The organism is Desulfoplanes sp. (assembly GCF_054921335.1).
The window spans coordinates 55,446-78,525 of sequence record NZ_JBUDSQ010000005.1; the positions used below are offsets into that span (position 1 = coordinate 55,446).

The following is a 23,080-nucleotide window of genomic DNA, read 5'->3' on the forward strand; positions in this document are numbered from 1 at the left end:
GGACCCTATCCACGGACCACGGTCGCCATCTCCTGAAGGGCCGTGACCGGGCGCTCGTGCTGGAAGATGTTCCGGCCGATGCTCACTCCCCGGGCTCCGCAGGTCATCGCCTCTTGTATCATCCCCAAGAATCCCTTGAAGTCATCTTTTCTCGGGCCGCCGGCCACGAGCACGGGCACTGGGCAGCCCTGTACGGCCCTGGAGAAACTTTCCGGGTCACCGCTATAGGGAACCTTCACCAGATCGGCCCCGATCTCCGCACCCAAGCGGATGGAATGGGCGACCAACGTGGGGTCGAGTTCGTTCACGATCTGGCCGCCTCTGGCATAGATCATGGCCAGGACCGGGATGCCCAGCAGGTGGGCCTCGTCCGTGACCATGCCCAGGTCCGTGAGCATGCGGTCCTCGCAGTCGTTGCCCATGTTCACGTGTACGGATACCCCGTCAGCGCCGAGCCGGACCGCCTCCTGGACCGAGCAGACCAGGGATTTGGCATAGGTGGGGAGCCCATGCCGGGTCCCTGCGGAAAGATGGACGATCAGGTTGATCCGCGGATCGATTTGTTGAGCATGGGCCGCGGCCATCCCCTTGTGCAGGATGACCCCCTGGATGAGTTGCGGGTCGAGCCCCTGAAGAAGGGTGGGCATATCTTCGATCCCTTGGAGCATGCCTTCGCTCACTCCGTGGTCCAGGGGAAGGAGGATGGTGGTATCGCTGGTTCGGTCGAAGAGCCGTTGTCGGCGTCGGAGGCATCCTTTCATGGTTGCGAGATGATGGGTTAGGAAGTTGTATGAAGGAGGGCAATCGCTGTATCACCGGTCCGACCAGAGACACCGTTTTCCCTTGTATTTGAGCCATCCCAGGGGCAACCCCCGCCAGTAGAGGCCGCCGTGTTTGCCGGCGCTGGGCGCGGGCAGGCTCTGGCCTGATACCATTTTGTGCAGGATGTCAATGTCAGAGACATTCAGCCCGCCCAGCACCTCATGCTCGGGCATGAGGCCGTGCAGGGTCGGATCGATGCGGAACCGGTTTTTGCGCAGGGTCCCAAGAGGGAGTCCCTGCCAGCGGGCTCTGTCGGTGAGATACTGCAACGCCTTGCGGTGCAGAAAAAAAACCCTGTCCCTGAAGAGATGGCATGTGCCTTCCTTCAGGGTTTTTTCGTTCAGGGGATGTTCTCTGGTCAAAAGATCCACGGGTACGAGGTTGGTATCCATGGTTGAACCGTTGTGCGTCAACCACTGCTCTTCACCCTGGTTTACCGGTTTCCTGAGCCGGGCCACAAAGAATCCCTGGGCCCCGGATTTGTCCCCGTCCACCAGCAGACAGTGGGCCAGTTCGGGCGGGCCGTCGCGTTGCACGGTGAAACCGGACAGGGGATCGAGATGTTCCAGCTCGAGGCCGAGTCCGTCCACGGCCCAGCGGACCTGTTCCTCGTTTTCCAGGGGATCGGTGGTGCAGGTGGAATAGATGAGAGTTCCCCCTGGTTCCAGGAGTCTGGTGGCCTTGGCCAGAATGTCCTTTTGGAGCCGGACCAGGGGAGCGAGTTTGTCCTCGGTCCAGACCTTCATCACCTGGGGGTTCTTGTCCACGGTGCCCCAGCCGCTGCACGGTGCGTCCACCAGGATGTAGGGCCACGAGTTTTCTTCGAGGGGAAGCTCCTGCCCCTGATAGCAGGTGGTGACCACGTTGGGGAGATTCTGGGCTCGGACATTGGCCCGCAGGGTGGCCAGCCGTGAGGGGTTGACCTCGTTGGCCACGATCAGACCTTCGGGACCCACCAGCCGGGCCAGAAGGGTTGTTTTGCTCCCGGGGCTCGCGCACATGTCCAGAACCACACCGCCTTGGGGAGGGGCCAGGAGCAGGGGAGGGAGCATCGAGGAACGGTCCTGGATGTAGATGTAGCCGAACTGGTGGGCAAGGGCGTTCCCCAGTGCCGTGGGGCCTTGTGTGAGGCGACGGGCCAATGGATAACAGGGATCGTTTTCAAGGAGGAACCCCTCGGCCTGCAGCAGGGATTCCACGGATTCGGCCTCATGGGGACGGCAGTTGAGGCGGAAGGTTCGGGCAGGGGAAGGGTGTTGGTCGGAAGTCATGGCCTGCAGGGGTTCGGATTGGGCGCGGCGATGATGCGCGGTGCAGATCACCGCTAAACGAGAACCCCGGGTTCGTCCAGGCTTGGGTATCGGTGAAGATCGCTCTGGACCAAACCCCGTTTGAAAACCGTTGTTTTTGGGTTCATACCATCGCGATCCGAAATCCCTGATGAGCATCAACCTCTCTGCTTTTTTGCACCTCCCGGGGCGCAAAAAAGCGGGTAATTCGTGAATTACCCCTACGGATCTGCGAGGTATCACCGGGAGTCAATGGAAACTCAACCTCTCAAACGGGGGTTGGTTTGATTCATGTCCAACATGTTCTTGACAAGGCAAACCGACTCGACAAGAAGAGTGAACGTTCATTCCGTATCATTCAGCCCAAGGAAACAAGCATGTCCACAGCTTCTACCAAAGACCTGCGTACCGCCATCCTGGATGCCGCCCTGGATCTTTTTGCGGAAAACGGGTTCCACTCTTCCCCCATGTCGCGCATCGCGACCCTGGCCGGCGTGGGCGTGGGCAGCATCTATCGGTATTTCAGTGACAAAGACGCCCTGATCCACGCTCTCTTCGACAAGGTGGACACGCCCCTGAAGAAAGCCATGGAAGACAATATCGACACGTCCTTGCCCACGAATCTGCAGTTCATCCATTTTGTGAGCAACCTGATCCTTTATCTCAGTTCTCATCCCGGGGATTTCAGATTTCTCGAACAGTATTACAATTCTCCGTACGGCATCGACAAGGTCCACGCGGAAATCGTGGAAATTGACGGCAAGCCGACCACTCTGTTCACGCGACTCTTTTTAAACGGCCAGAAGGAAGGGTCCATCCGGCAACTGCCCCTTCCTGTCTATCCGGTCATGACGTTCGGGCCGGTCAGTTTTTTGGTCCGGTATTCCCTGTCCGGACGCATCACCGTGGACGATGCCATGATTCAGGCCACGGCCGAGGCGTGTTGGAATGCCATCAAGGCATGACAGGTAGCGGTACGGCGCGCCGTGCCCCTATGGGAATGAGGATATTTTCAAAAGATGAGCAAAAAATGCGTATAAACCATATGGAGGCATCTTGAAACGATACAACAAAAGCATAGCAGCCCTTGCGCCATACATTGTGGCTGCGGTCGTTCTGCTGGCAGCCGTGGCGCTCTCTGCCTGCGAGCAGAAGAAGGAAGCCCCGGAACAGCGACCCACCCCCCAGGTGACCGCCATGACGGTCCGTACCCAGCCGGTGGGGCTGACCACGGAACTCCCCGGGCGGGTGGCATGCTTCCGTACTGCGGAAATCAGGCCCCAGGTCAACGGGTTGATCATCAAACGGCTGTTCACCGAAGGGACGTTCATCAAAAAGGGCCAGCCGTTGTACCGGATCGATCCGGCCCCCTTTCGGGCGGCATTGGACAGCGCCGAGGCCGCACTGATCCGGTCCCGGTCCCAGCTGCCATCCATCGAGTCGCGGGCCGTTCGGTACAAGGAACTGCTGGCGGACAGGGCTGTCAGTCAGCAGGACTATGACGACGCAGCCGCTGCCCTGGCCCAGACCAAGGCGGATATCGCGTATTGGAAGACGGCCATGGAGACCGCGCGCATCAATCTGGGATACTGCAGTATCACCGCACCCATTTCCGGGCGTATCGGCAGGTCATCCGTTACCGAAGGAGCCATTGTCACAGCCTACCAGCCCGTTGCCCTGGCCACCATCAGACAGCTCGATCCCATCTATGTCGAGGTGCCCCGGTCGCGTACCGCCATGCTGCACCTGCGTGATCGGCTGAACTCGGGAGCCATCGTCAGGAACGGTGGGGAGGCCCATACAGTGGAACTTCTTCTGGAAGATGATTTTGTGTATTCCCACAAGGGGAGTCTGCAATTCAGTGAGGCGAACGTGGATGCGACCACCGGTTCCGTGATCATGCAGATCATCGTTGCCAATCCGGACCAGACCCTTCTGCCCGGGATGTTTGTCCGGGCGCGCATGGACGAAGGGGTCAATCCCAAGGGGATTCTCATTCCGCAGGAAGCCGTTTCAAGGGACCATAAGGGTGCACCTTATGTGTTGACCGTCAATGGGGAGAACAAGGTGGAGCTGAAGATGCTCACCCTTGATCGGGCCATGGGGGCTGCGTGGCTGGTGGCATCCGGCCTGGTTGCCGGTGACCGGGTCATTGTGCAGGGACGCCAGTCCATCCGGCCCGGCATGTCCGTCGAGATCGCCCCCGCTCCGTCTGCGGGCCAGGGCTCGGCCGGTGCCCATAAGTCCACGACCCCTGCTAAAGGAGATGCCTGATGCTATCGAGGTTCTTTCTGGAACGTCCGGTCTTTGCCTGGGTCATCGCCATCGCCATGATGGCGGCAGGCGGACTGGCCATCTACAATCTTCCCATTTCCCAGTATCCGCCCATCGCGCCGCCTTCCATCTCCATCGAGTCCTATTACCCGGGGGCCTCTGCCGAGACCGTGGAGAATACGGTCACCCAGATCATCGAGCAGAAAATGACCGGTCTGGACAGCATGCTCTACCTTTCCGGGAGCAGTTCGTCGTCAGGCACCTCGCGTCTCGACCTGACCTTTGCCCCGGGAACCGACCCCGACGTTGCCTGGTCCAAGGTCCAGAACAAGCTCCAGCTCGCCATGGCCAGCCTGCCTTCCGTGGTGCAGGAGCAGGGGGTCAAGGTCAGCAAGTCCACCAAGAACTATCTGATCATCGTGGGGCTTGTCTCCGGAGACGGGAGCATGGACGGGAACGATCTCAGGGACTATGCCCAGTCCAACCTGGAGAAGATCCTCTCCCGGGTGCCCGGCGTGGGCGAGGTCAATAATTTTGGCTCCCAGTACGCCATGCGGGTGTGGGTCAATCCGGACAAGCTGACCGATTACCGTCTGACCATGGCCGATGTCATCGGGGCCCTCCAGGCCTACAATGTCGAGGTCTCGGCCGGTCAGTTCGGTGGGGCTCCAGCGGTCAAAGGGCAGCAGATGAACGCGGCCATCGTGGTGCAGCATCTTCTCCAGACGCCCGAGGAATTCGCGGCCATACCCATCCGGACCAATGTTGACGGTTCGGTGGTCCGCATCGAGGATATCGGACGAACGGAACTGGGTACGGAACGCTACGACGTCATCGCCAACTACAACGGGATGCCGTCGGCGGCCATGGCCATCCGGCAGGCGGCGGGAGCCAACGCCCTGGATACGGCCAACGCGGTCAAGACGAAGCTCAAGGAGATGAGCCGGTATTTTCCGCCGGGCATGGAGGTCATCTACCCGTACGACACCACCCCGTTCACCCAGGTGGCCATCGACGAGGTTGCCAAGACCCTGGCTGAGGCGGTCGTCCTGGTTTTCGTGATCATGTATATCTTCATGGGTACCTTCCGGGCTACCCTGATCCCCACCATTGCCGTACCTGTGGTATTGCTCGGAACCTTTGCCGTTCTCGGGCTGTTCGGGTTTTCCATCAATATGTTGACCATGTTTGCCATGGTTCTTGCCATCGGGCTTCTGGTGGACGATGCCATCGTCGTGGTGGAAAATGTGGAGCGCATCATGGCCGAGGAAGGGCTGCCGCCCAAGGAGGCCACGGCCAAATCCATGGACGAGATATCCAGTGCCCTGATCGGTATCGGGTTGGTGCTCGCGGCCGTGTTCGGGCCCATGGCGTTTTTTCCCGGCTCAACGGGTGTCATCTACCGCCAGTTTTCCATTACCATTGTGGCGTCCATGCTGCTTTCCGTGCTCGTGGCCCTGATTTTGACCCCGGTCCTCTGCGCCTCGTTCATGAAACCCATCCCCAAGGGGCATGAGCCGGCCGACAATGCGGTTTTTTTCCTGCGCCCCTTTTTCCGGTGGTTCGACCGCGCCTTTTTCTGGTTCAGGGAGCTCTATGCCAGATTTGTGGGCCGTATTCTGCGCAAAAAGCTGCGCTATCTCCTTCTTTTCCTGCTCATAACCGGAGCCATGGGGTATTATTTCCAGCGCATGCCCACGGCCTATCTGCCCAATGAGGATCAGGGGATCCTCATCGTCCAGGCCATCCTTCCCGCGGGCTCGGCCCTGGAGCAGACCCAGAAGGTCATGAAGGACGTGCAGCAGTATTTTGCCATCCATGAGAAGGATACCGTGGAATCGGTGATGGCCATTTCCGGCATGAGTTTCAGCGGACAGGCCCAGAACATGGGGTTTGCCTTTGCCAAGCTCAAGGATTGGGATCTCCGGCAGACACCCGATACAAAGGTCCCGGCCATCGCGGGCAGGGCCATGCGGGCCTTTTCGCAGATAAAGGGGGCCAAGGTCTTTGCATTCCCACCACCTGCGGTCATCGAGCTGGGGAATGCGGTGGGATTCGATTTCCAGCTGCAGGACCGCGGCGGTCTGGGACACCAGAAGCTCATCGCCGCCAGAAATCAGCTCCTGGGTATGGCGGCCAAGGACCCGCGCCTTGTCCGGGTCCGGCCCAACGGCATGAATGATGTGCCCGAATACCATATCGATATCGATTGGGCCAAGGCCGGAGCCCTGGGGGTGCCGGTCTCTTCCATCAACCTGACCCTTTCGGCGGCCTTCGGCAGTGCCTATGTGAACAATTTTATCCAGGCGGGGCGGGTCAAGCGTGTCTTTGTCCAGGCCGATGCCCCGTACCGTATGCTGCCCGAGGATCTCAAAAGAATATATGTTCGCAACACTGCGGGCGGGATGGTTCCCTTCGAGTCCTTTGCAACGGGAACATGGACCACGGGGTCCCCGCTCCTGGAACGGTATAACGGGTTTTCTTCCATCAATATCTGGGGCGAACCCGCGCCGGGGAAAAGTTCCGGTGATGCCATGCAGGCCATGGAAGAATTGGTTTCCAAACTGCCCCAGGGCATAGGCTTCGACTGGACGGGCCTCTCCTACCAGGAACGCATGGCCGGTTCCCAGGCACCGCTTCTGTATGCCTTTTCCATATTCGTGGTCTTTTTGTGTCTGGCGGCCCTGTATGAAAGCTGGCCCATTCCCATTGCCATCCTTCTCTGTCTTCCCGTGGGGATCATCGGCGGGGTCATGGCTTCGACCGTGGAGGGGATGCCCAATGACGTGTATTTCCAGATCGGTCTGCTCACCATTCTGGGGTTGACCACCAAGAATGCCATTTTGATCGTCCAGTTCGCCCGGGCCAAGGTGGATGCGGGGGCCCGTCTGGTCGAGGCCACCCTGGAGGCGGCCAGGTTGCGGCTTCGTCCCATCATCATGACCTCACTGGCCTTTGGGTTCGGCGTGCTCCCCCTGGCCCTGGCCTCGGGTGCCGGTGCCGGTGCGGAAAATGCCATCGGCGTGGGCGTGCTGGGTGGGATGGTCACCTCGACCATTCTGGTGACCATGTTTGCCCCGCTGTTCTACGTGATCATTTATAGGGGCCTTGGAAGACACCGGAAGAGGGTGGCCATGAAGCATACGGAATTGGATACTCCCGGAGGGAAAGGCGATGCATAAGCTCAATCGTACGAACAGCGGTCACAAAAGCAGAATGCCAAAGATTGTTTCTCCAGCCCCTCCCGGGGGGCTGGACAAACGGGCGATTCATCACGAATCGCCCCTACGGGTTTCGGGGCGTGTTGCTGGAGATAGGTATGCGCAGATGCTTAGCATGATGAAGACAGTGGTTCTTTGTGCCGGGTTGGTCCTTGTTCTTGGGGGATGCACACTGGCTCCGAAATACGAACGGCCCGGTGCGCCTTTTCCAAATGGCTGGGAGCAGAGCGGGCAGGGGAACGCGACCGGCGAGACCGGGGCACCCACCGCTTCCGAGATGGCGTGGGAAGACTTTTTTCCCGACGAGAAGCTCAGGCAGGTCATGGATCTGGCACTGGCGAACAACCGTGACCTTGAACTGGCGGTCCTGAACGTGGCCCGGGCCCGGGCTCTGTACGGGGTGCAGCGGGCCGAGCTGTTTCCCGGGGTCGGTGCCACCGGCTCGGCAACCAAACAGCAGACCGCCTCCGATTTTACCACGCCCGGTACCTCCCGGACATCCAAGGCCTTCAGTGTGGATCTGGGTATCGCTGCCTGGGAAATCGATTTCTTTGGTCGTATCCGTAGCCTGAAGGACCAGGCCCTGCAGGAATATCTGGCGACCGAAGCGGCCGCGCGCAGTGTTCGGATCGCCCTGATTTCGAGCGTGGCCCGGGCATATATGGATCTGGCCGCCAACCGGGAGCATCTCGCCCTGGCCCGGTCCACCCTCGGGGTGCAGGAAGCCACGCTGTCACTCATCAAGCGACGGTACGAGGTGGGAGTGGGGACCGAGCTGGATCTACGTCGGGCTGAGATTCCTGTTGAAACGGCCCGGGGAGACATCGCCCGGTACACCATGCTCGAGGCCCAGGCCATGAACGCCCTCAATCTGTTGGCCGGGGGAACCGTGCCCGATTGCTTCCTGCCCGGGGGACTGGAGGATATGGTCCCGCCCCATGCGGTAACCCCGGGCCTGCCCTCGGAAACATTGCTCAAACGACCGGACATCATGGCTGCGGAACACCGGCTCAAGGGGGGCTATGCCGTTATCGGCGCGGCCCGGGCCGCATTTTTTCCGTCCATCTCCCTGACGACCACTCTCGGGACCGCGAGCGACCAGCTTTCCGGTCTGTTCGGCTCCCATTCGGACACCTGGAATTTCACCCCCGCCGTGGCCATGCCCATCTTCGATCCCCGCACATGGGCGGCCTACAGGGTGAGCAAGGCCCAGCAGAAGATCCTGCTCACCCAGTACGAAAAGGCCATCCAGACGGCATTCAGGGAAGTGGCCGACTCCCTGGCTGTTCAGGAGCACATCGGCCGGCAGATAGCGGCCCAGGAGGCGCTTGTGGGGTCGCTGGAAAGGACCTATGAGCTGTCCGGCAAGCGCTATGAGCGGGGTATCGACAGCTATCTGGGCGTGCTGGATGCCCAGCGGTCCCTGGTCGAAGCCCGGCAGGGGCTCACATCCCTCGAGCTGGCCCGGCTGGCCAATGAGGCCAGGTTGTACGGTGTGCTTGGGGGCGGCGGTGACGGGCAACTGTTTCCACCGGAGGATTGTCAGTCGTCATGCCCGTAACCCACATCACCATCCAGCCCGAGGAAGCCGGGCAGAAGATTCTGCAGCTCTTACAGCGGCGGGTGGGGCGCGACGTGCCCAAATCCGCCCTCATGCGGGTCATCCGCAAGGGGCAGGTCCGGGTGGACGGTCGCCGGGTCAAACCCTTTGATCGGGTGGCTGAAGGCCAGGATGTGCGCATCCCTCCCTTTAAGACGCAGGAACCCGTTAATCCCTCCCCCTGCTCATCCCGGAAAGGATCGAACCCCGCGCTTCCCGTCGTGTCCGAGGAGCGGAACATGCTGGTGGTGAACAAGCCTGCCGGTCTTCCCGTGCATCCCGGAACCGGGTGGACGGACAGTGTGACAACCAGACTTCAGGCCATGTTCCCGGGCGCCCCCTTTGCCCCGGTTCCGGTGCACCGGCTGGACAAGAATACCTCGGGCATCCTGCTGGTGGCCAAGTCCTATGGATTTTTGCGGTCCATGCAGGATATGTGGAAACAGGGTGGGGTGGACAAGGTCTATCTGGCCTGGGTGCAGGGAGCGTGGATATCCCGTGGACCGGTCCGGCTGACCGACAGGCTGGCCAAGTCTGGCGGGCCAGGGCGGGAAAGAATGCGCACGGGGTCGGGCAGGAAGTCCACATGCGAGGTCACGCCCGTGGAGGTGCGACCCGATTCTTCCCTTGTTGCGGTGCGGCTTTTCACCGGTCGGACCCATCAGATCCGCGTCCAGCTGGGATCCCGGGGGTTTCCCCTGATCGGCGATCCCAAGTACGGCGGCCCGGCCCATGAAGCCATGCTCCTGCATGCCTGGAGGTTGTCCTGGGACGGGCTTTGTTTTTCGGTTCTCCCCCCGTGGACCGGGACGTTTCGGGTGGAAGGGATCGGGTTCTGAAGAAGAGTTGTCCCTTCTCCGTTACTTCCTTTTTTCCTATCGCCCCAAGGGCAGATATGGAATCTGCCCCTACGTCTCGCCTTCATCGTTCCCTTCTCCCTTTTTCCCGCTCCATCATCCATACCCGTCAAAAAACAGCCCCTGCCCCTTGCCCCCCGGTCGGATTGAAGGCATGTTGCGGGAGCTTTCCGCTACACTGCCGCTTCTTGTTCGTAACCATCCATTCCTCCTGAGACGTCTAACCGGAGATCCCGACCCATGGGTACGTTTCTGGCCGACCTGCACATCCATTCCCGGTTTTCCCGGGCTACAAGTAAAAATCTGACTTTCCGCAATCTGGCCGCATGGGCGAGTGTCAAGGGGCTCGATGTGGTCGGCACCGGGGATTTCACCCATCCCGGTTGGCTGGCCATGCTCGAGGATGAGCTCGAACCGGAGGATGGAGGGTTGTTCCGCCTCAAGGATCCCAAGGGGCTCAACCGCGAAATACCGGGCATGGAGGATATGGAACTGCCGTGCAGGACCAGATTTTTGCTCAGCACGGAGATAAGTTCCATCTATAAGCGCGGCGGCAGGGTCAGAAAGGTACACAACCTCGTATACATGCCCGATCTGGACGCGGTAAAGCGGTTCAATGCCAAACTTGCCCAGGTAGGGAACATTGAATCCGACGGTCGGCCCATCCTCGGTCTGGATGCAAGGGATCTTCTGGAAATGGTTCTGGACATCCATCCCGAGGCCCATCTCATCCCCGCGCATGTCTGGACCCCCTGGTTCTCCGTGTTCGGTTCCAAGTCGGGATTCAATACCCTGGAGGCGTGTTTCGGGGATCTTACCAAGGAGATTTTTGCCCTGGAAACCGGCCTTTCATCGGATCCGGCCATGAATTGGTTATGGTCCGATCTGGACCGGTTCGCCCTGGTATCCAATTCCGATGCCCATTCCGGGGCCAATTTGGGAAGGGAGGCCAATGTCTTCCACGGGACCAGGGACTATACCGGCATGTTCCGGGCCCTCAAGGGCCAGTTATCGGCCACTGAATTCCGGGGGACCATCGAGTTCTATCCCGAAGAGGGTAAGTACCATCTGGACGGGCACCGCAAGTGCGGGGTCATTATCGATCCGAGGGAGACAAGGCTTCACGGGAATATTTGCCCCGTCTGCGGCAAACCGCTGACCGTCGGTGTCCTCAGCAGGGTCCTCGAGCTGGCCGACCGGACCACCCCGGTCCGCCCTGTAGGACATCCGGGCTTTACTTCGCTCATCCCCCTGCCGGAAATTATTTCTGAGATCGTGGGCACCGGCCCCAAGACCAAGAAGGTCGCCAGGATGTATTTTTCCCTGATCGATCGGTTCGGCCCGGAGATGCAGATACTCAGATCGGTCCCCCTGGAGGATCTCAAGGAACGTTCCGCCCCATTGGCCGAAGGGATCGCACGGCTCCGCGAGGACCGGGTCATCAAGCAGGGGGGCTTTGACGGAACGTACGGGATCATTTCGGTCTTTTCCAAGGAAGAAAGGGAGTCCTTCAAACGGGGCTGTAGGTTGAAGAATATCCCTATTCCCTCACCACACGAGAAGAAGACAGCCGGCGGGGGAGGGCCATTCCCCGGCAAGTCGGTGTGCGGGGAGGAATCCGGACCCGCTGTCTTCACCCCCAACAGACTGCAGCAGAATGCCATGGAGGCTGGGGGTGGGCCGGTCCTCGTCCTTGCCGGGCCGGGCACTGGAAAGACCCAGACCCTGATGGGGCGGGTCGAGCGGTTGCTCGAACGGGGGGAAAATTCCGGTGATATCCTGGTCGTCACCTTCACCCGCAGGGCGGCAGGGGAACTCCGGGAGCGTCTCGCCGGGAACGGGGGAAAGGGGCAGGCCGTCAGGGCGGACACACTGCATGGCATGGCCTTTGAGTTTTGGACCCGGAAGCTCGGTGAGCCCCCGGTCCTCCTGTCCGAGGACGGGGCCAGGTCCCTTTTTGCGACCGCCAACCCCGGTCTCTCGGGACAGCCCCTGAAGAAGGCATGGGAGACCATGAACCGGGAGAGGGAACTTGGCCGTCCGGGATCTTCGGACTATTACCTGGCCTATGCCGGACAGAAGTCGGTCTGGAACCTGGTCGACTATACCGACCTTCTTGAATTTTGGCTGGAACAACTCCGTGGGGAGGTTTCCGGCAAGGAGCAGAACAATGCCTATGCCCATGTTTTGGTCGACGAGGTCCAGGATCTTTCTCCGCTGCAACTCTCCCTGGTGACCCGACTGGCCGGAACCAAAGGGGATGGGTTTTTCGCCATCGGGGATCCCAATCAGTCCATCTATGGATTCCGGGGGGCGAGTCCCGATGTCCGCGGGTATCTGCTCGACCGTTGGCCCGATCTGGAAACCATCTCTTTGGAAGAAAACTACCGTTCCGTAAACATGGTTCTCGACCTGGCACGGGGAGTCTTCCCCGAGGGGTCCGGCCTGACGGCCACGCGCCGGGACAGGGGCACGGGGATCGTGTTCACGGCCGGAACCGGAGGGCAGGAAGCGGCATGGATGGGCGGAAAGATCCTTTCCATGATCGGGGGGACCGGGCATTGGCAGGCGGACCGCGGTGACCAGGGCGGATTCGGGCCCGGAGATATCGCCGTTCTGGTCCGGTTCAGAGGGCTCATACCGCTTTATCGCAAAACATTTGAGAAGATGGGAATCCCCTGTTCGGCACCCGAGGCAGAGGCCTTTTTCAAGGAGCCCCGGGTAGAGATGATCCTCCGTCAGGCCGGGGAATCCCTGGGGATCATCACGGCAGGGAGTGGAACCATTTGTCCGGACGAGATTTTGGCAAAGGGGCCGGAACATGTTGCACGCTATGTTGGGAACACCCCCCCCTTTGATGCCATGTTTTGGAAGGGAGCCCCGTTTAAGGCGCTGGTAGCACGGTTCAAGGCGCACGGCTCATGGGCGGGCGTGTTGAACGAGATCAGCCTGGAGGACGAACTGGAACATATCCGATCCCGGGCCCAGAAGGTCCAGATAATGACCCTGCACGGGGCCAAAGGGCTGGAGTTCGAGGTGGTGTTTCTCCCCGCCCTGGAGGAGGGAGTCCTCCCCTTTGCCGGTGTGGATATCCTCACCGGCACGGTGAGCCACGACGGTTCCAGGACGGACACCGACGAAGAGCGCAGACTCTTCTATGTAGGGATGACCCGGGCTAAACAGCGACTGTATCTGAGCTACAGCAAGGAACGTCGGATCTTTGGTCACACCCTGCATGCCCGGCCTTCGCGGTTGTTGAGAGATCTTCCCCCCGGCATCCTCAGCGTCCGTTCGGCCAAGGCCCATACCAAGAGAAAGGAAAAGCAATTGAAGATGTTCTGAGGATGCCCCCCTCACGGGCGCGGTCTGCTGAAAAGGATTTTTTCGTAGAACGTACACATCCTGAGTGCCAGTTGGGGGGCGAGTCCCATTCCGCGTAACCGGCAATAGATGTGCAGTGGGTTGCAATAATGCTGCAGGATGGAGCGTAGATGGCGCATCGGCACGTATGGGTTTGGGTTCTTTTGCCTAGAGTGCAGCAATATCTGTACCTGCATTTCTCGAGTGCGCCCAAGAACAAACCACAGAAAAGAACTGTTTTTTCGGATTGTTCAGCCAAAATCGTGTTTGAAACGCGAGGTTGTCAAAACGGATTTTGGCTGTAATTTCAAGGCAACCAAACCGTAGGGGGGGGGCTGCGGACCGTCGTTTGGAGCAGGGGTTCGATAGAAACGCACTCTTCCAAACTGGCTTTGGTCTGGTTTCGCGAGGAATCTGCGCGGAGAAAAAAACAGGTAGGACATGTGGGGGGAGTGGATTCCGGAGGGACCGGAAAAATGTCGGGGTCTGCCGGACTGACTCTTCTCGAAAGTGATGGGGGCTGTGTCCGGACCCGGGCGGGTTGATTTGACTTGTCCCCCAAACTTATTAGAGATGAGCACCTTTGGTTTTGCGGGATCCGGGGATTATGCACCTGTCTTGGCGTCAACGCGCCGTTATCGGCAGTATCTCGGCCCGTAGACAGCACCATGCGGAGGTGACGGATTTGCGGCCCGAAAATCCGCCACCCTTGTTTTGTTCCCTGCCCCGGCTTCACTCCTATCGGATTGTTGGGCCGGGCATGGTTTGGGGCGACCAGGAATGGAATTATGGCATATTTTCGCAACCTTGATACACAAGTAGCCAACCTGCTCCGACTGCTCAAAAAGGACCAGCGCTGGCTCATCCTCATGAACGCCGATCCCGACGCCATGGCCTCGGCCATGGCCCTCAAGCGGATATTGGCCCGACGCGTGACCAGTGTGGGGCTGGCCTATGTCAACGAGTTGTCCCGACCCGACAATCTGGCCATGATGCGGCTCTTGCGCATCCCCATCAAGAAAGTGATCCCCACCCTGGCTGCGCAATACGACCATTTTGCCCTGGTCGATTCCCAGCCGCACCATCATCCCGATTTTGCCGATTTTACCTTTTCCATCGTCATCGACCACCATCCCATCCTTAAGGACCACCCCCCCCAGTCCCCCTTCCATGAAATCCGGCCTAGCTATGGATCGAACTCCACCCTGATGACGGAATTTTTGTATAACATGGGACTGCGCCCCGGCAAACTGCTGGCGACCGCCTTGCTGTACGGGATCAAGACGGACACCCAGAGTTTCGAGCGGGAATTCCACGATGCGGATATCAAGGCCTTCCGGTATCTGACCAAGTTCTACAGTTCCAATCTGCTGCACAAGATCACCCGCAGTGAATTCCGGGTCGAGTGGCTGAAGTATTTTTCCCAGGCCTTCCGCAAAATGCGTATACTCGGCAAGGGGCTGACCGCATTTTTGGGCGTGGTTGACTCCCCGGATATCCTGGTCATCCTTGCCGATTTTTTTATGCGTGTGCATGGGCTTTCCTGGGTGCTCATCAGTGGGTTGCATGACGGGAAACTCGTGGTGGTCTTCAGGGGGGACGGACTGCGCAGGGATATGGGTAAATTCGCCCAGAGCCTGTTCGGGAGTGTCGGGTCCGCAGGAGGGCACCGTTCCATGGCCCGGGCGGAGATCCCTCTGGAGAAAATTGGCAACCAGCATGCCCAGCAGTTCATTTTGGAGCGGTTGGCCAAAAAACGTAAAAAGGTAGCCTGCCCCAAGCCGTCCAAGGATTGATTGTTTTTTTATCCGTATGCAAAACTTCTTGTACGGGCGGATACATCGGTCCGCCCCTATGGTAACGGACTATTCCATTGAACGCTGAATTTTGGGAAACCCACCTGAATAGCCACCAAACTTACTACGTTCTGGAGAGAACATGTCACTCAGGAATCGTTTGGGTTTCACTAAAGAACCCGTGTATCTGGTCGACGGATCGGCCTTCGTCTACCGTGGATTCTACGCCTATCCGGATCTGAAACGTTCCGACGGGTTCCCCACGAATGCCATGTTTATCGTCCTGCGACTTCTGGCCAAGCTCATGCGCGAGGAAGAACCCGTGTATCTGGGATTCGTCCTGGACGGCAAGGGACCGACCTTCCGGCACGAGATGATGGAGAGTTACAAGGCCCAACGGCTGCGTATGCCGGAAAATCTGGCCGTACAGATCGGACCGCTCCTGGAAGGGCTTGGAAAGATGGGCGTGGCGACCATCGTGTCCGAAGGGGTGGAGGCCGACGATGTCCTGGCCGGCCTGGCAAACCGGTTCAAGAAGGACCGTCCTGTTGTTCTGGTGGGAGCGGATAAGGATCTGCAGCAATGCCTGGATGAGAATGTCTATCTCTGGGACCCTTCATTGAAAAAGGAGAAGCTGGTCACCCTGGAGGGCTTTTGCGAGCAGCAGGCACTCGTGCCCGGCCAGTGGCCCGACTACCAGGCGCTGGTGGGGGATACGGCCGACAATATCCCGGGGGTTCCCGGGGTGGGGCCCAAGACGGCTCTTGGCCTGCTCAAGCGGTTCCCCTCGCTGGAGGCGTTACGGGACGGTTTCGAGAGATTGACGGCCAAGGAGCAGACACGGCTCAAGCCCCATATGGAGAGCATCTTTCTCTACCGTGAACTGACCCGTTTGAAGACCGATTGTTGTGCGGATCAGCCCGTTTCCGGCCTAAAGATCGACCGTGAAAACATGGACGATTTCCTGGATTTTCTGGAGACCTATGAGTTCCGTTCCCTGGAGCGGGAATTCGAGGGCAGTACCCCGGGCGAGAGCAACGCGGCCCAAGGAACGACCAGCGCGGAGTTTGTCAAACCTCTTGGTGCGGATTCCCTGCCCAATTGCACGGGCAAGGACGTGGGCATGGTCCTGGAAGGCAAAGGGGTGCGTATTGCCGTGGAGGGCCTGGAATATAGATCCGGTTCATGCTCCATGGGATTGGTCACCGCCCTGGGGACGGCCCGATCCATTGCCGTGCCCTCGCTCAAGGAGGTCCTCTATCATAACCGGTTGTGGCACCTCGTGCCCCAGGGAACCTGGTTCGATATCGGATTGGCCGAGTATCTCCTCGATCCTGAAGAGCGTAATTACGGGTTCGAACGGATACGCGACGGATTGTCCGCAGAATTGGATATACATCCCGAAAACACCGCCCTTGCGGCCTGCAGGATCGGAAACATCCTGGGCAAACGTCTTGGTGCCGGTGGTTTCATGCCCCTTTTGCGGGAGCTGGAGCTTCCCCTCGTTCCCGTGCTGGTCAAGATGGAGCAAAACGGCATTCGGCTGGACATGGACGCCTTTGTCGCCTTTCTGGCCGAGGTGCAGGAGACGCTCGACCAGTTGACCGCGACCATTTACGAACAGGCTGGAACAACTTTCAATATCAGATCCAGCCAGCAACTGGGCGAGGTGCTTTTCGACCGTCTGGGCATTGTTTCCCGGAAAAAGACCCCGGGCGGCAAGCCGTCCACCTCGGTCCAGGCCCTGGAGGCCCTTGGGGGGGACCATCCGGTCATCGGAAACATTCTGCGTTACAGGACCCTGGAAAAACTCCGCTCCACCTATCTCGAACCCCTGCCCAAGCTGGTGGACAAGGACGACCGGGTCCATACCCATTTCAACAATCTGGCAACCGCCACGGGCAGACTTTCCAGCAGCAAGCCCAATCTGCAGAACATTCCCATCCGCGGCGAGTTCGGCCCGAGGATGCGCGGGTGTTTCATCGCCCGGCCCGGATATAAGCTGGTAGCCGCCGATTATTCCCAGATAGAGTTGCGTATCCTGGCCCACATGTCCGAGGACCCGCACCTGCTGGACGCCTTTTCCCGGAACGAGGATATCCACGCGCGCACCGCGTCCCTGCTTTTCGACAAGGAACCGGATGGGGTCGAGGTGGGCGAACGCCGCAGGGCCAAAACCATCAATTTCGGCCTGCTCTACGGCATGGGCCCCCAGAAGCTCGGCAAGGATCTGGGGCTGACCCTGAAGGAGGCCAAAATCTTTATTGCCCGGTATTTCAGCACATTGGTCAAGGTCAAAGAATTCTACACCACCGTTGAGGACCGTGCCAAAGCCAACGGCCATGTGACCACTATAGCCGGACGCAGGCGTTTGCTGCCGGATATCAATTCCAGGAACGCCAACCTGGCCCAGCAGGCCCGGCGTATGGCCATCAATACGGTGGTCCAGGGGTCGGCCGCCGATGTGATCAAAAAGGCCATGGTCGCCGTGGACAAGGACCCGGTCCTGGAAAATCTGCACGCACAGTTTCTCCTCCAGGTCCACGACGAACTCGTTCTCGAAGTTCCGGTTGAAAACGCCGTGCAGGCCGGAGAACGGTTGGCTGAAATCATGGGCGCAGTCTACGATCTGGCCGTCCCCCTGGCCGTGGACTGGGGCACCGGAGACAACTGGGCGCAAGCCCACTAAAAAAAGTGCGCAGTGCACAGTACGCAGTGTCCAGCAACGGCCCCGGACCACCATCGATCCCTGTCTCACCGGACCACCGGGGCCCCTTCCGTCCACTTGGTCCACTTATTTCCACCCCCCCCAACCCCAAGAGGCCTCCCATGCACGAAACCAGCCTCAACCAGACCATCACCGACTATATCTCCGGCGACGAAATCCAGGACACCACCTTTGAGGACCTGCGCCAGGCAATTGCCCGCATCCTTGTTGAGCAGCGCGGATATCCCAGGGATCGACTCCAAACCAAAGTGGCCCTGTCCTATGATATGGATGGGCAGCCCTTTGAAAAGATACTCGATCTTGTGGCCCTTGATCCCCAGGGAACCCCCGTTTTGCTGGTCATGTTCTGTCCCGGGGGCTTGGTTTCCTATATCCGGCAATACGTGGCCGCGGCCCGGCTTTTCCCCGGAGGTCCCATCCCCCTACTCGTGGTTACCGATTCCCGGGAGGCCAAGCTGGTCCGCTGCAAAGACGGGGAGATCCTCAAGGAAGGTTTCCACGCCTTTCCCACCTGGGAGGATCTTCAGGAATTGGCAACGGTTCATGTTTTTGAAGGGCCCGGTCCGGAGCGGATGACGCGGGAACAGCGCATTCTCTACGCCATGCACGATCTGTCAGGGCCGTGCTGCAAGGGAGAATGCTAGGGGCGTGCGCAGTAGGAAGAGCACGGGTTGCAGGAGTGGTGGGGAGCAGGTGCGGAAGAGGCCCGCTTTCCGGTCATGTGGGTGCATGGGGTGGAAAACGGGCCGGATGGAATCTTGGAATGATGGGCAAGGCTAGTCGGATTTTGTGGAATAGATCCCTTTGAGGGCATCCATGCTCGTGTCCGGGTTCATCAGACGGACCATCTCCCGGGCGACGTCCTTGGGGCTGAAGTCCTTGCTCGTGGTCTCGGTAACACACAAGAGCCAGCCGTTTTCGTCCTGCCCCAGATAGAGCTCGCGGTGGGTGGCGGCGCTGTCCTCGCACAGGACGCCGGTAGAAAAAAAGGGGCGGGCGAATTCATGCTCGTCCTCGGTCCATTTGTACCGGATGTCGTGGTCCGTGGCCGGTAGCTCGTTGAGATGTTTCCCGTTCCATGTACAGATGTCAAAAATTTCCTTGAGGTGTTCCCCTTTTTTGAATGCGGTGGTCATGATTGTCCTCCTTGGGGCGAAGGTGTGGTTTGGTGATATCGGGCGGCAACACTCCGGAATGGTGGGGCGCAGGTACCTTCCGGGCTGTTCCCTGGTCGATTTTGAGTGACCCTAAACCCAAAAGGGGTCTTTTTCAATAGGCATATGCCATGCGGGAGTAATGATATGGATATGATACCGATCGAGACGCGGCAGCGGGAGGTGCTCCAGGACATAACTCCCCTCGTCCGTGAGTATGTCCGTGCGAATGGATGCGACCATGGGGTGCTGACGCTGTATTCCCCCCATACTACCTGCGCGGTGACCATCAACGAGGGGGCTGATCCCGATGTAGCCCGGGACCTGATCACGACACTCAAAGGGCTCGTACCCCTGCACGGGGACTACCGCCATGCCGAAGGCAACAGTGATGCCCACGCCAAGACCTCGCTGGTCGGCCCCAGCCAACAGGTTCTTGTCGAAAACGGCAGACCGTGTCTGGGGACATGGCAGCGCATCTTTCTGGCCGAATTCGATGGGCCGAGATCCCGGAAATTATGGGCCATGTGGCTGGGGGGGTGATGTCCGGACTCGGCGGAAAGCTGCGCAGGCTGACCGGAAAAGGCCGTCTCCCCGTGTTTGCGGTCGGGGGGGCGCTGACCCTTCTATCCTGTGTGTTGTTCGTCCATGAGCCCCTGTTCTTCAAATATTTTGACCAGCGGTTCTACGATATCCTCCTGCGTAACGGGGCCAAGACAAGCCATAGCACGGTCCCGGTCATCGTCGATCTGGACGAGGCGAGTCTCAGAGAATACGGTCAATGGCCCTGGCCGAGATATCGGATGGCCCTGCTCCTGGAAAAGATCCGGCAGAGCGGGGCACTGGCCGTGGGCATGGATATCGTGTTCGCGGAAAAGGACCGCTCCTCTCCTTGCGTCATGCAACAAGAGATCAAGAACGATCTGCATCTGGATATAGGCTTCACAGGCATTCCCCCGGCACTCATGGACAATGATGTCCTCTTTGGCGATATCCTGGCAAAGGGGTCCTATGTCCTGGGCTATTATTTCACCTTTGGTGCCGGGACGGTTTCTCCCCCTTCTTCGTGCACGCTGCCCCCGCTCAATGTTTCCGTCGTCAAACAGTCCGGTTCCGGCGGTGTCGATGAGTATCTGTACACCCCGGACGGGGTTGTCGCCCCCATTGTCGAATTGGCCACCCCCTGTCCCGGGGCCGGATTTTTCAATACCGTCCCGGATATGGACGGGGTACTCAGGAAGACCCCCCTGGCCGTGTACTGGAACGGTAGCGTGTATCCCAGCCTTGCTTTGGCCACCCTGCTCCAGGGAATCCCCGACCAGCAGGTCATACTCAAACTCTCCCCCGGCGGGATCGAATCCATGAATGTCGGGGGCAGGGTCATTCCATTGGACCGCCATGGGTGTCTCCATGTCCATTTCAAGGGTCCGGAAAAGACCTTTACCTATTATTCGGCCAAGGACGTTTTGGCCGATAACGTGCCGCCGAATGTTTTTGCCGGAAAGGTTGTTTTCGTGGGAACGTCCGCAGCCGGTTTGAAAGATCTGAAAACAATCCCGCTGGATACGAACTATCCGGGAGTGGAGGTCCACGCGACCATCGTGGACAACATCCTTTCAGAAGATTTTATCCTGCGTCCCGATTGGGTCATAGGACTAGAGTTTCTGCTCCTTCTTCTTGCCGGAACAACAACCACCATGATCATCACCTGGACCCGGTCCCGTTGTGTTTTGCCCGTGGTTCTCGCAATGGGTGGGGGGATCGTGTACGGTTCTTTTTTCGCTTTTAGGCAATGGAGTATCGTACTCTCCCCGGTTTTTTCCCTCCTTGTGCTCGCGGAAAATTTTTCCGTGCTGACCCTGCTCAAATTTTTCTTTTCGGAAAAGGAAAAATATTTTTTCCGTAAGGCCTTCTCAAAGTATGTCTCCCCGGCGGTCGTCGAGCGGATTGTCAAGAATCCCAAACGGCTGAGCCTGAGCGGAGAGGAAAGGGACGTGAGCATCCTCTTTTGCGACATCAGGGGGTTCACCACCATCTCCGAACGGCTTTCGCCCGACCAGATCAGCTCTCTGCTCCACGAATATTTTTCACCCATGACCAGGGTGATCACCGAGCATTTGGGGACCCTGGACAAGTTCATCGGGGACGCGATCATGGCCTTTTGGAACGCCCCGGTGGACGTTCCCGGTCACCAGCTCCAAGCCGTCAGGGCGGCCATCGGGATGCTCGTGACCCTGTATTCGATGAACGAGGATTTCCAAGAGCGTTATGGCGTCAGCCTCCGCATCGGCATTGGTTTGCACTCTGGCCGGGTCAGCGTGGGGAACATGGGTTCGGCGGAGCTTTTCGACTACACGGTCCTCGGGGACAATGTGAACCTGGCCTCCCGTCTCGAGGGATTGACCAAGTTTTATGGGGTGACCCTGCTGGTCAGTGAGGACATCGTGGCCCATTGTGGGGAGGAGTTCGTGCCCCAGGAGATCGACAGGGTTCGGGTCAAAGGGAGGAGCCGGGCCGTGACCATCTACAACCTACATTCCAGGGAGCGGGCCCACCGGCTCAAGGATGAATTGGACCTGTACGCGAAAGGGGTGGACCTGTACCGCGGGCGCGGATTCAAGGAGGCTGGAGAGGTTTTTGCGCGGTTGCGTGCGGATTTTTCAGATATCAAGCTGTATGCACTGTACCACGAACGGTGCATCGAGTTGGACAAAAATCCGCCGGATACCGGATGGGACGGGGTCTATAGCCATACAAGCAAATAAATTGGGGGGCTCTGGGTGTCCTTGGGGGGGGATCCCTGGTTTTTGGGGGATCACCGTTCCCGCAACGCCTGATCCAGTGTATTCAGGTAGGGCTCGATGAAATACTCCAGAACAGTCCGTTTCCCGGTGTGGATATAGGCTATCACCTGCACCCCCGGATAGAGACGGTATTCGTGCCCGTTGGAGGTGAAGGAATGGGCCTCGGTTTCGATGCGGGCCGTGTAAAAGGTCTCGCCATCCTTTGCCGCGTAGGCGTCCGGACTGATCCGGGTCACCTTTCCCTTGATACTCCCGAAATATCTGGCGTCCCGCGAGGCCAATCGGATAACCGCCTGCTGGCCGGACTGGACGAAGCCGATGTCCCTGATGGGCAGTCTGGCATCAACGACCAGCTTGTCGTCCACGGGCACGATATCCAGAATGGGCTTGCCCGGCTGGACGATCCCTCCGGTGGTCACCAGATAGATGGTCTTGACGATCCCGTTGACCGGTGAACGGATGGTCGTCCGCATCAGGGTATCAGTGAATTTTTTGAGCCGCTGTTCGAACTCCTTGAGTTCCTGCCGTGCCTTGTTCAGTCTCTCCCCAGCTTTTTCCCGGAATTCTTGCTTGAGAAAGGAACGTTTTTCCCGTGCCGCGGTCAGTGCGGACCGGGCCTTTTTCAGCTCGGATGTGTCTTCCTGGATCTTTCCGTCCAATTCGGCTTTTTCCCTGAGGAAATTGAGATGCTTGTACTGGGTGGTCAGATTGTCCTTGAGCAGGTCTTTGCTGATGGCGATCTGATCGTTCAGGAGTTTCAGGCTGTGTCCGTTGCTCGTGAGCCGGTTTTGGATCCGGTTGATATCCTGCTTGCGCTGCTGGATGCGTTCGCTCTGTTCCGCCATTTGACTGGCGTGGCGGCGCAGGCTGTTGGTAAACTGCTCGCGGGCCTGCCTGACCAGCTCGGGATGGGATTGCTCCAGATCTTCCGGAAAGGTGATGCTCTTTGCTTCCCTGGATTCGGCTGCGAATCGGGCGATATCCGTTCGCAATGAAAGGATACGGATTCTGATTTCCTCCACGCTGGCTCCGCTCACTGTTTCCTCCAGTTCCACCAGAGGCTGGCCCACGCTGACCTCTTCACCTTCCTTGACCAGAATTTCCCTGATGATCCCCCCCTCCAGATGCTGGATGGTCTTGACCTTGGAACTGGGTACGACCTGGCCCATGGCCAT

15 protein-coding genes are annotated in these 23,080 nt (G+C 59.0%); 11 read left to right on the plus strand and 4 right to left on the minus strand.

The window, feature by feature from the left end; genetic code table 11:
- Positions 1 to 5: 5 nt before the first annotated feature.
- Together ACY692_RS02340 and ACY692_RS02345 are read right to left on the minus strand one after the other, a co-directional pair.
- Positions 6 to 761, minus strand: a complete 756-nt coding sequence (locus ACY692_RS02340) for a 2-amino-3,7-dideoxy-D-threo-hept-6-ulosonate synthase (protein ID WP_462323723.1) — start codon at positions 759 to 761, stop codon at positions 6 to 8.
- A gap of 51 nt (positions 762 to 812) precedes the next feature.
- Entirely contained in the window at positions 813 to 2,093 is a 1,281-nt protein-coding gene (locus ACY692_RS02345) for an RsmB/NOP family class I SAM-dependent RNA methyltransferase (protein WP_462323724.1), read from the minus strand.
- Between the two features lie 395 nt (positions 2,094 to 2,488).
- Here ACY692_RS02345 and ACY692_RS02350 point away from each other — a divergent pair, with 395 nt between their 5' ends.
- The 9 genes from ACY692_RS02350 to ACY692_RS02390 all read left to right on the plus strand — a co-directional run bounded on the left by ACY692_RS02350 (position 2,489) and on the right by ACY692_RS02390 (position 18,591).
- Positions 2,489 to 3,076, plus strand: coding sequence for a TetR/AcrR family transcriptional regulator (locus ACY692_RS02350; protein ID WP_462323725.1), 588 nt, complete (start codon positions 2,489 to 2,491; stop codon positions 3,074 to 3,076).
- Positions 3,077 to 3,167: 91 nt separating this feature from the next.
- On the plus strand, positions 3,168 to 4,385 hold the full coding sequence (locus ACY692_RS02355; RefSeq protein WP_462323726.1) for an efflux RND transporter periplasmic adaptor subunit: 1,218 nt from the start codon (positions 3,168 to 3,170) through the stop codon (positions 4,383 to 4,385).
- Positions 4,385 to 7,567: an efflux RND transporter permease subunit gene (locus tag ACY692_RS02360; RefSeq protein WP_462323727.1), complete on the plus strand. Its 3,183-nt coding sequence runs from the start codon at positions 4,385 to 4,387 to the stop codon at positions 7,565 to 7,567. Before ACY692_RS02355 ends, ACY692_RS02360 begins: the two co-directional genes overlap by 1 nt.
- A 154-nt stretch (positions 7,568 to 7,721) precedes the next feature.
- Positions 7,722 to 9,167 (plus strand): efflux transporter outer membrane subunit, encoded by a 1,446-nt coding sequence (locus ACY692_RS02365; RefSeq protein WP_462323728.1) that lies wholly within the window; start codon positions 7,722 to 7,724, stop codon positions 9,165 to 9,167.
- Positions 9,158 to 10,045, plus strand: a complete 888-nt coding sequence (locus ACY692_RS02370) for an RluA family pseudouridine synthase (protein ID WP_462323729.1) — start codon at positions 9,158 to 9,160, stop codon at positions 10,043 to 10,045. The genes ACY692_RS02365 and ACY692_RS02370 overlap by 10 nt, the downstream gene beginning before the upstream one ends.
- Before the next feature lie 258 nt (positions 10,046 to 10,303).
- Positions 10,304 to 13,405 carry a UvrD-helicase domain-containing protein gene (locus ACY692_RS02375; RefSeq protein ID WP_462323730.1) on the plus strand — a complete coding sequence of 1,034 codons (3,102 nt, stop codon included), beginning with the start codon at positions 10,304 to 10,306 and terminating at the stop codon, positions 13,403 to 13,405.
- Between the two features lie 806 nt (positions 13,406 to 14,211).
- The gene (locus tag ACY692_RS02380) at positions 14,212 to 15,219 is read left to right on the plus strand and encodes a DHH family phosphoesterase (RefSeq protein ID WP_462323731.1); all 1,008 of its coding nucleotides are present in this window, start codon (positions 14,212 to 14,214) and stop codon (positions 15,217 to 15,219) included.
- A gap of 142 nt (positions 15,220 to 15,361) precedes the next feature.
- Positions 15,362 to 17,908, plus strand: a complete 2,547-nt coding sequence (gene polA / locus ACY692_RS02385) for a DNA polymerase I (RefSeq protein WP_462323732.1) — start codon at positions 15,362 to 15,364, stop codon at positions 17,906 to 17,908.
- Between the two features lie 140 nt (positions 17,909 to 18,048).
- Complete coding sequence (locus ACY692_RS02390) at positions 18,049 to 18,591, plus strand: type I restriction enzyme HsdR N-terminal domain-containing protein (RefSeq protein WP_462323733.1); 543 nt, start codon at positions 18,049 to 18,051, stop codon at positions 18,589 to 18,591.
- Between the two features lie 132 nt (positions 18,592 to 18,723).
- On the opposite strand, the gene ACY692_RS02395 is transcribed toward ACY692_RS02390, so the two are convergent.
- On the minus strand, positions 18,724 to 19,083 hold the full coding sequence (locus ACY692_RS02395) for a hypothetical protein (protein WP_462323734.1): 360 nt from the start codon (positions 19,081 to 19,083) through the stop codon (positions 18,724 to 18,726).
- Positions 19,084 to 19,248: 165 nt separating this feature from the next.
- Between ACY692_RS02395 and ACY692_RS02400 the strand changes: the two genes are divergently transcribed.
- Both ACY692_RS02400 and ACY692_RS02405 read left to right on the plus strand, forming a co-directional pair.
- Entirely contained in the window at positions 19,249 to 19,644 is a 396-nt protein-coding gene (locus ACY692_RS02400) for a secondary thiamine-phosphate synthase enzyme YjbQ (protein ID WP_462323735.1), read from the plus strand.
- Positions 19,620 to 21,866: a CHASE2 domain-containing protein gene (locus ACY692_RS02405; RefSeq protein ID WP_462323736.1), complete on the plus strand. Its 2,247-nt coding sequence runs from the start codon at positions 19,620 to 19,622 to the stop codon at positions 21,864 to 21,866. The genes ACY692_RS02400 and ACY692_RS02405 overlap by 25 nt, the downstream gene beginning before the upstream one ends.
- Positions 21,867 to 21,916: 50 nt before the next feature.
- Here ACY692_RS02405 and ACY692_RS02410 read toward each other — a convergent pair.
- The coding region (locus ACY692_RS02410) for an HlyD family type I secretion periplasmic adaptor subunit (RefSeq protein ID WP_462323737.1) at positions 21,917 to 23,080 on the minus strand (1,164 nt) is incomplete at its 5' end.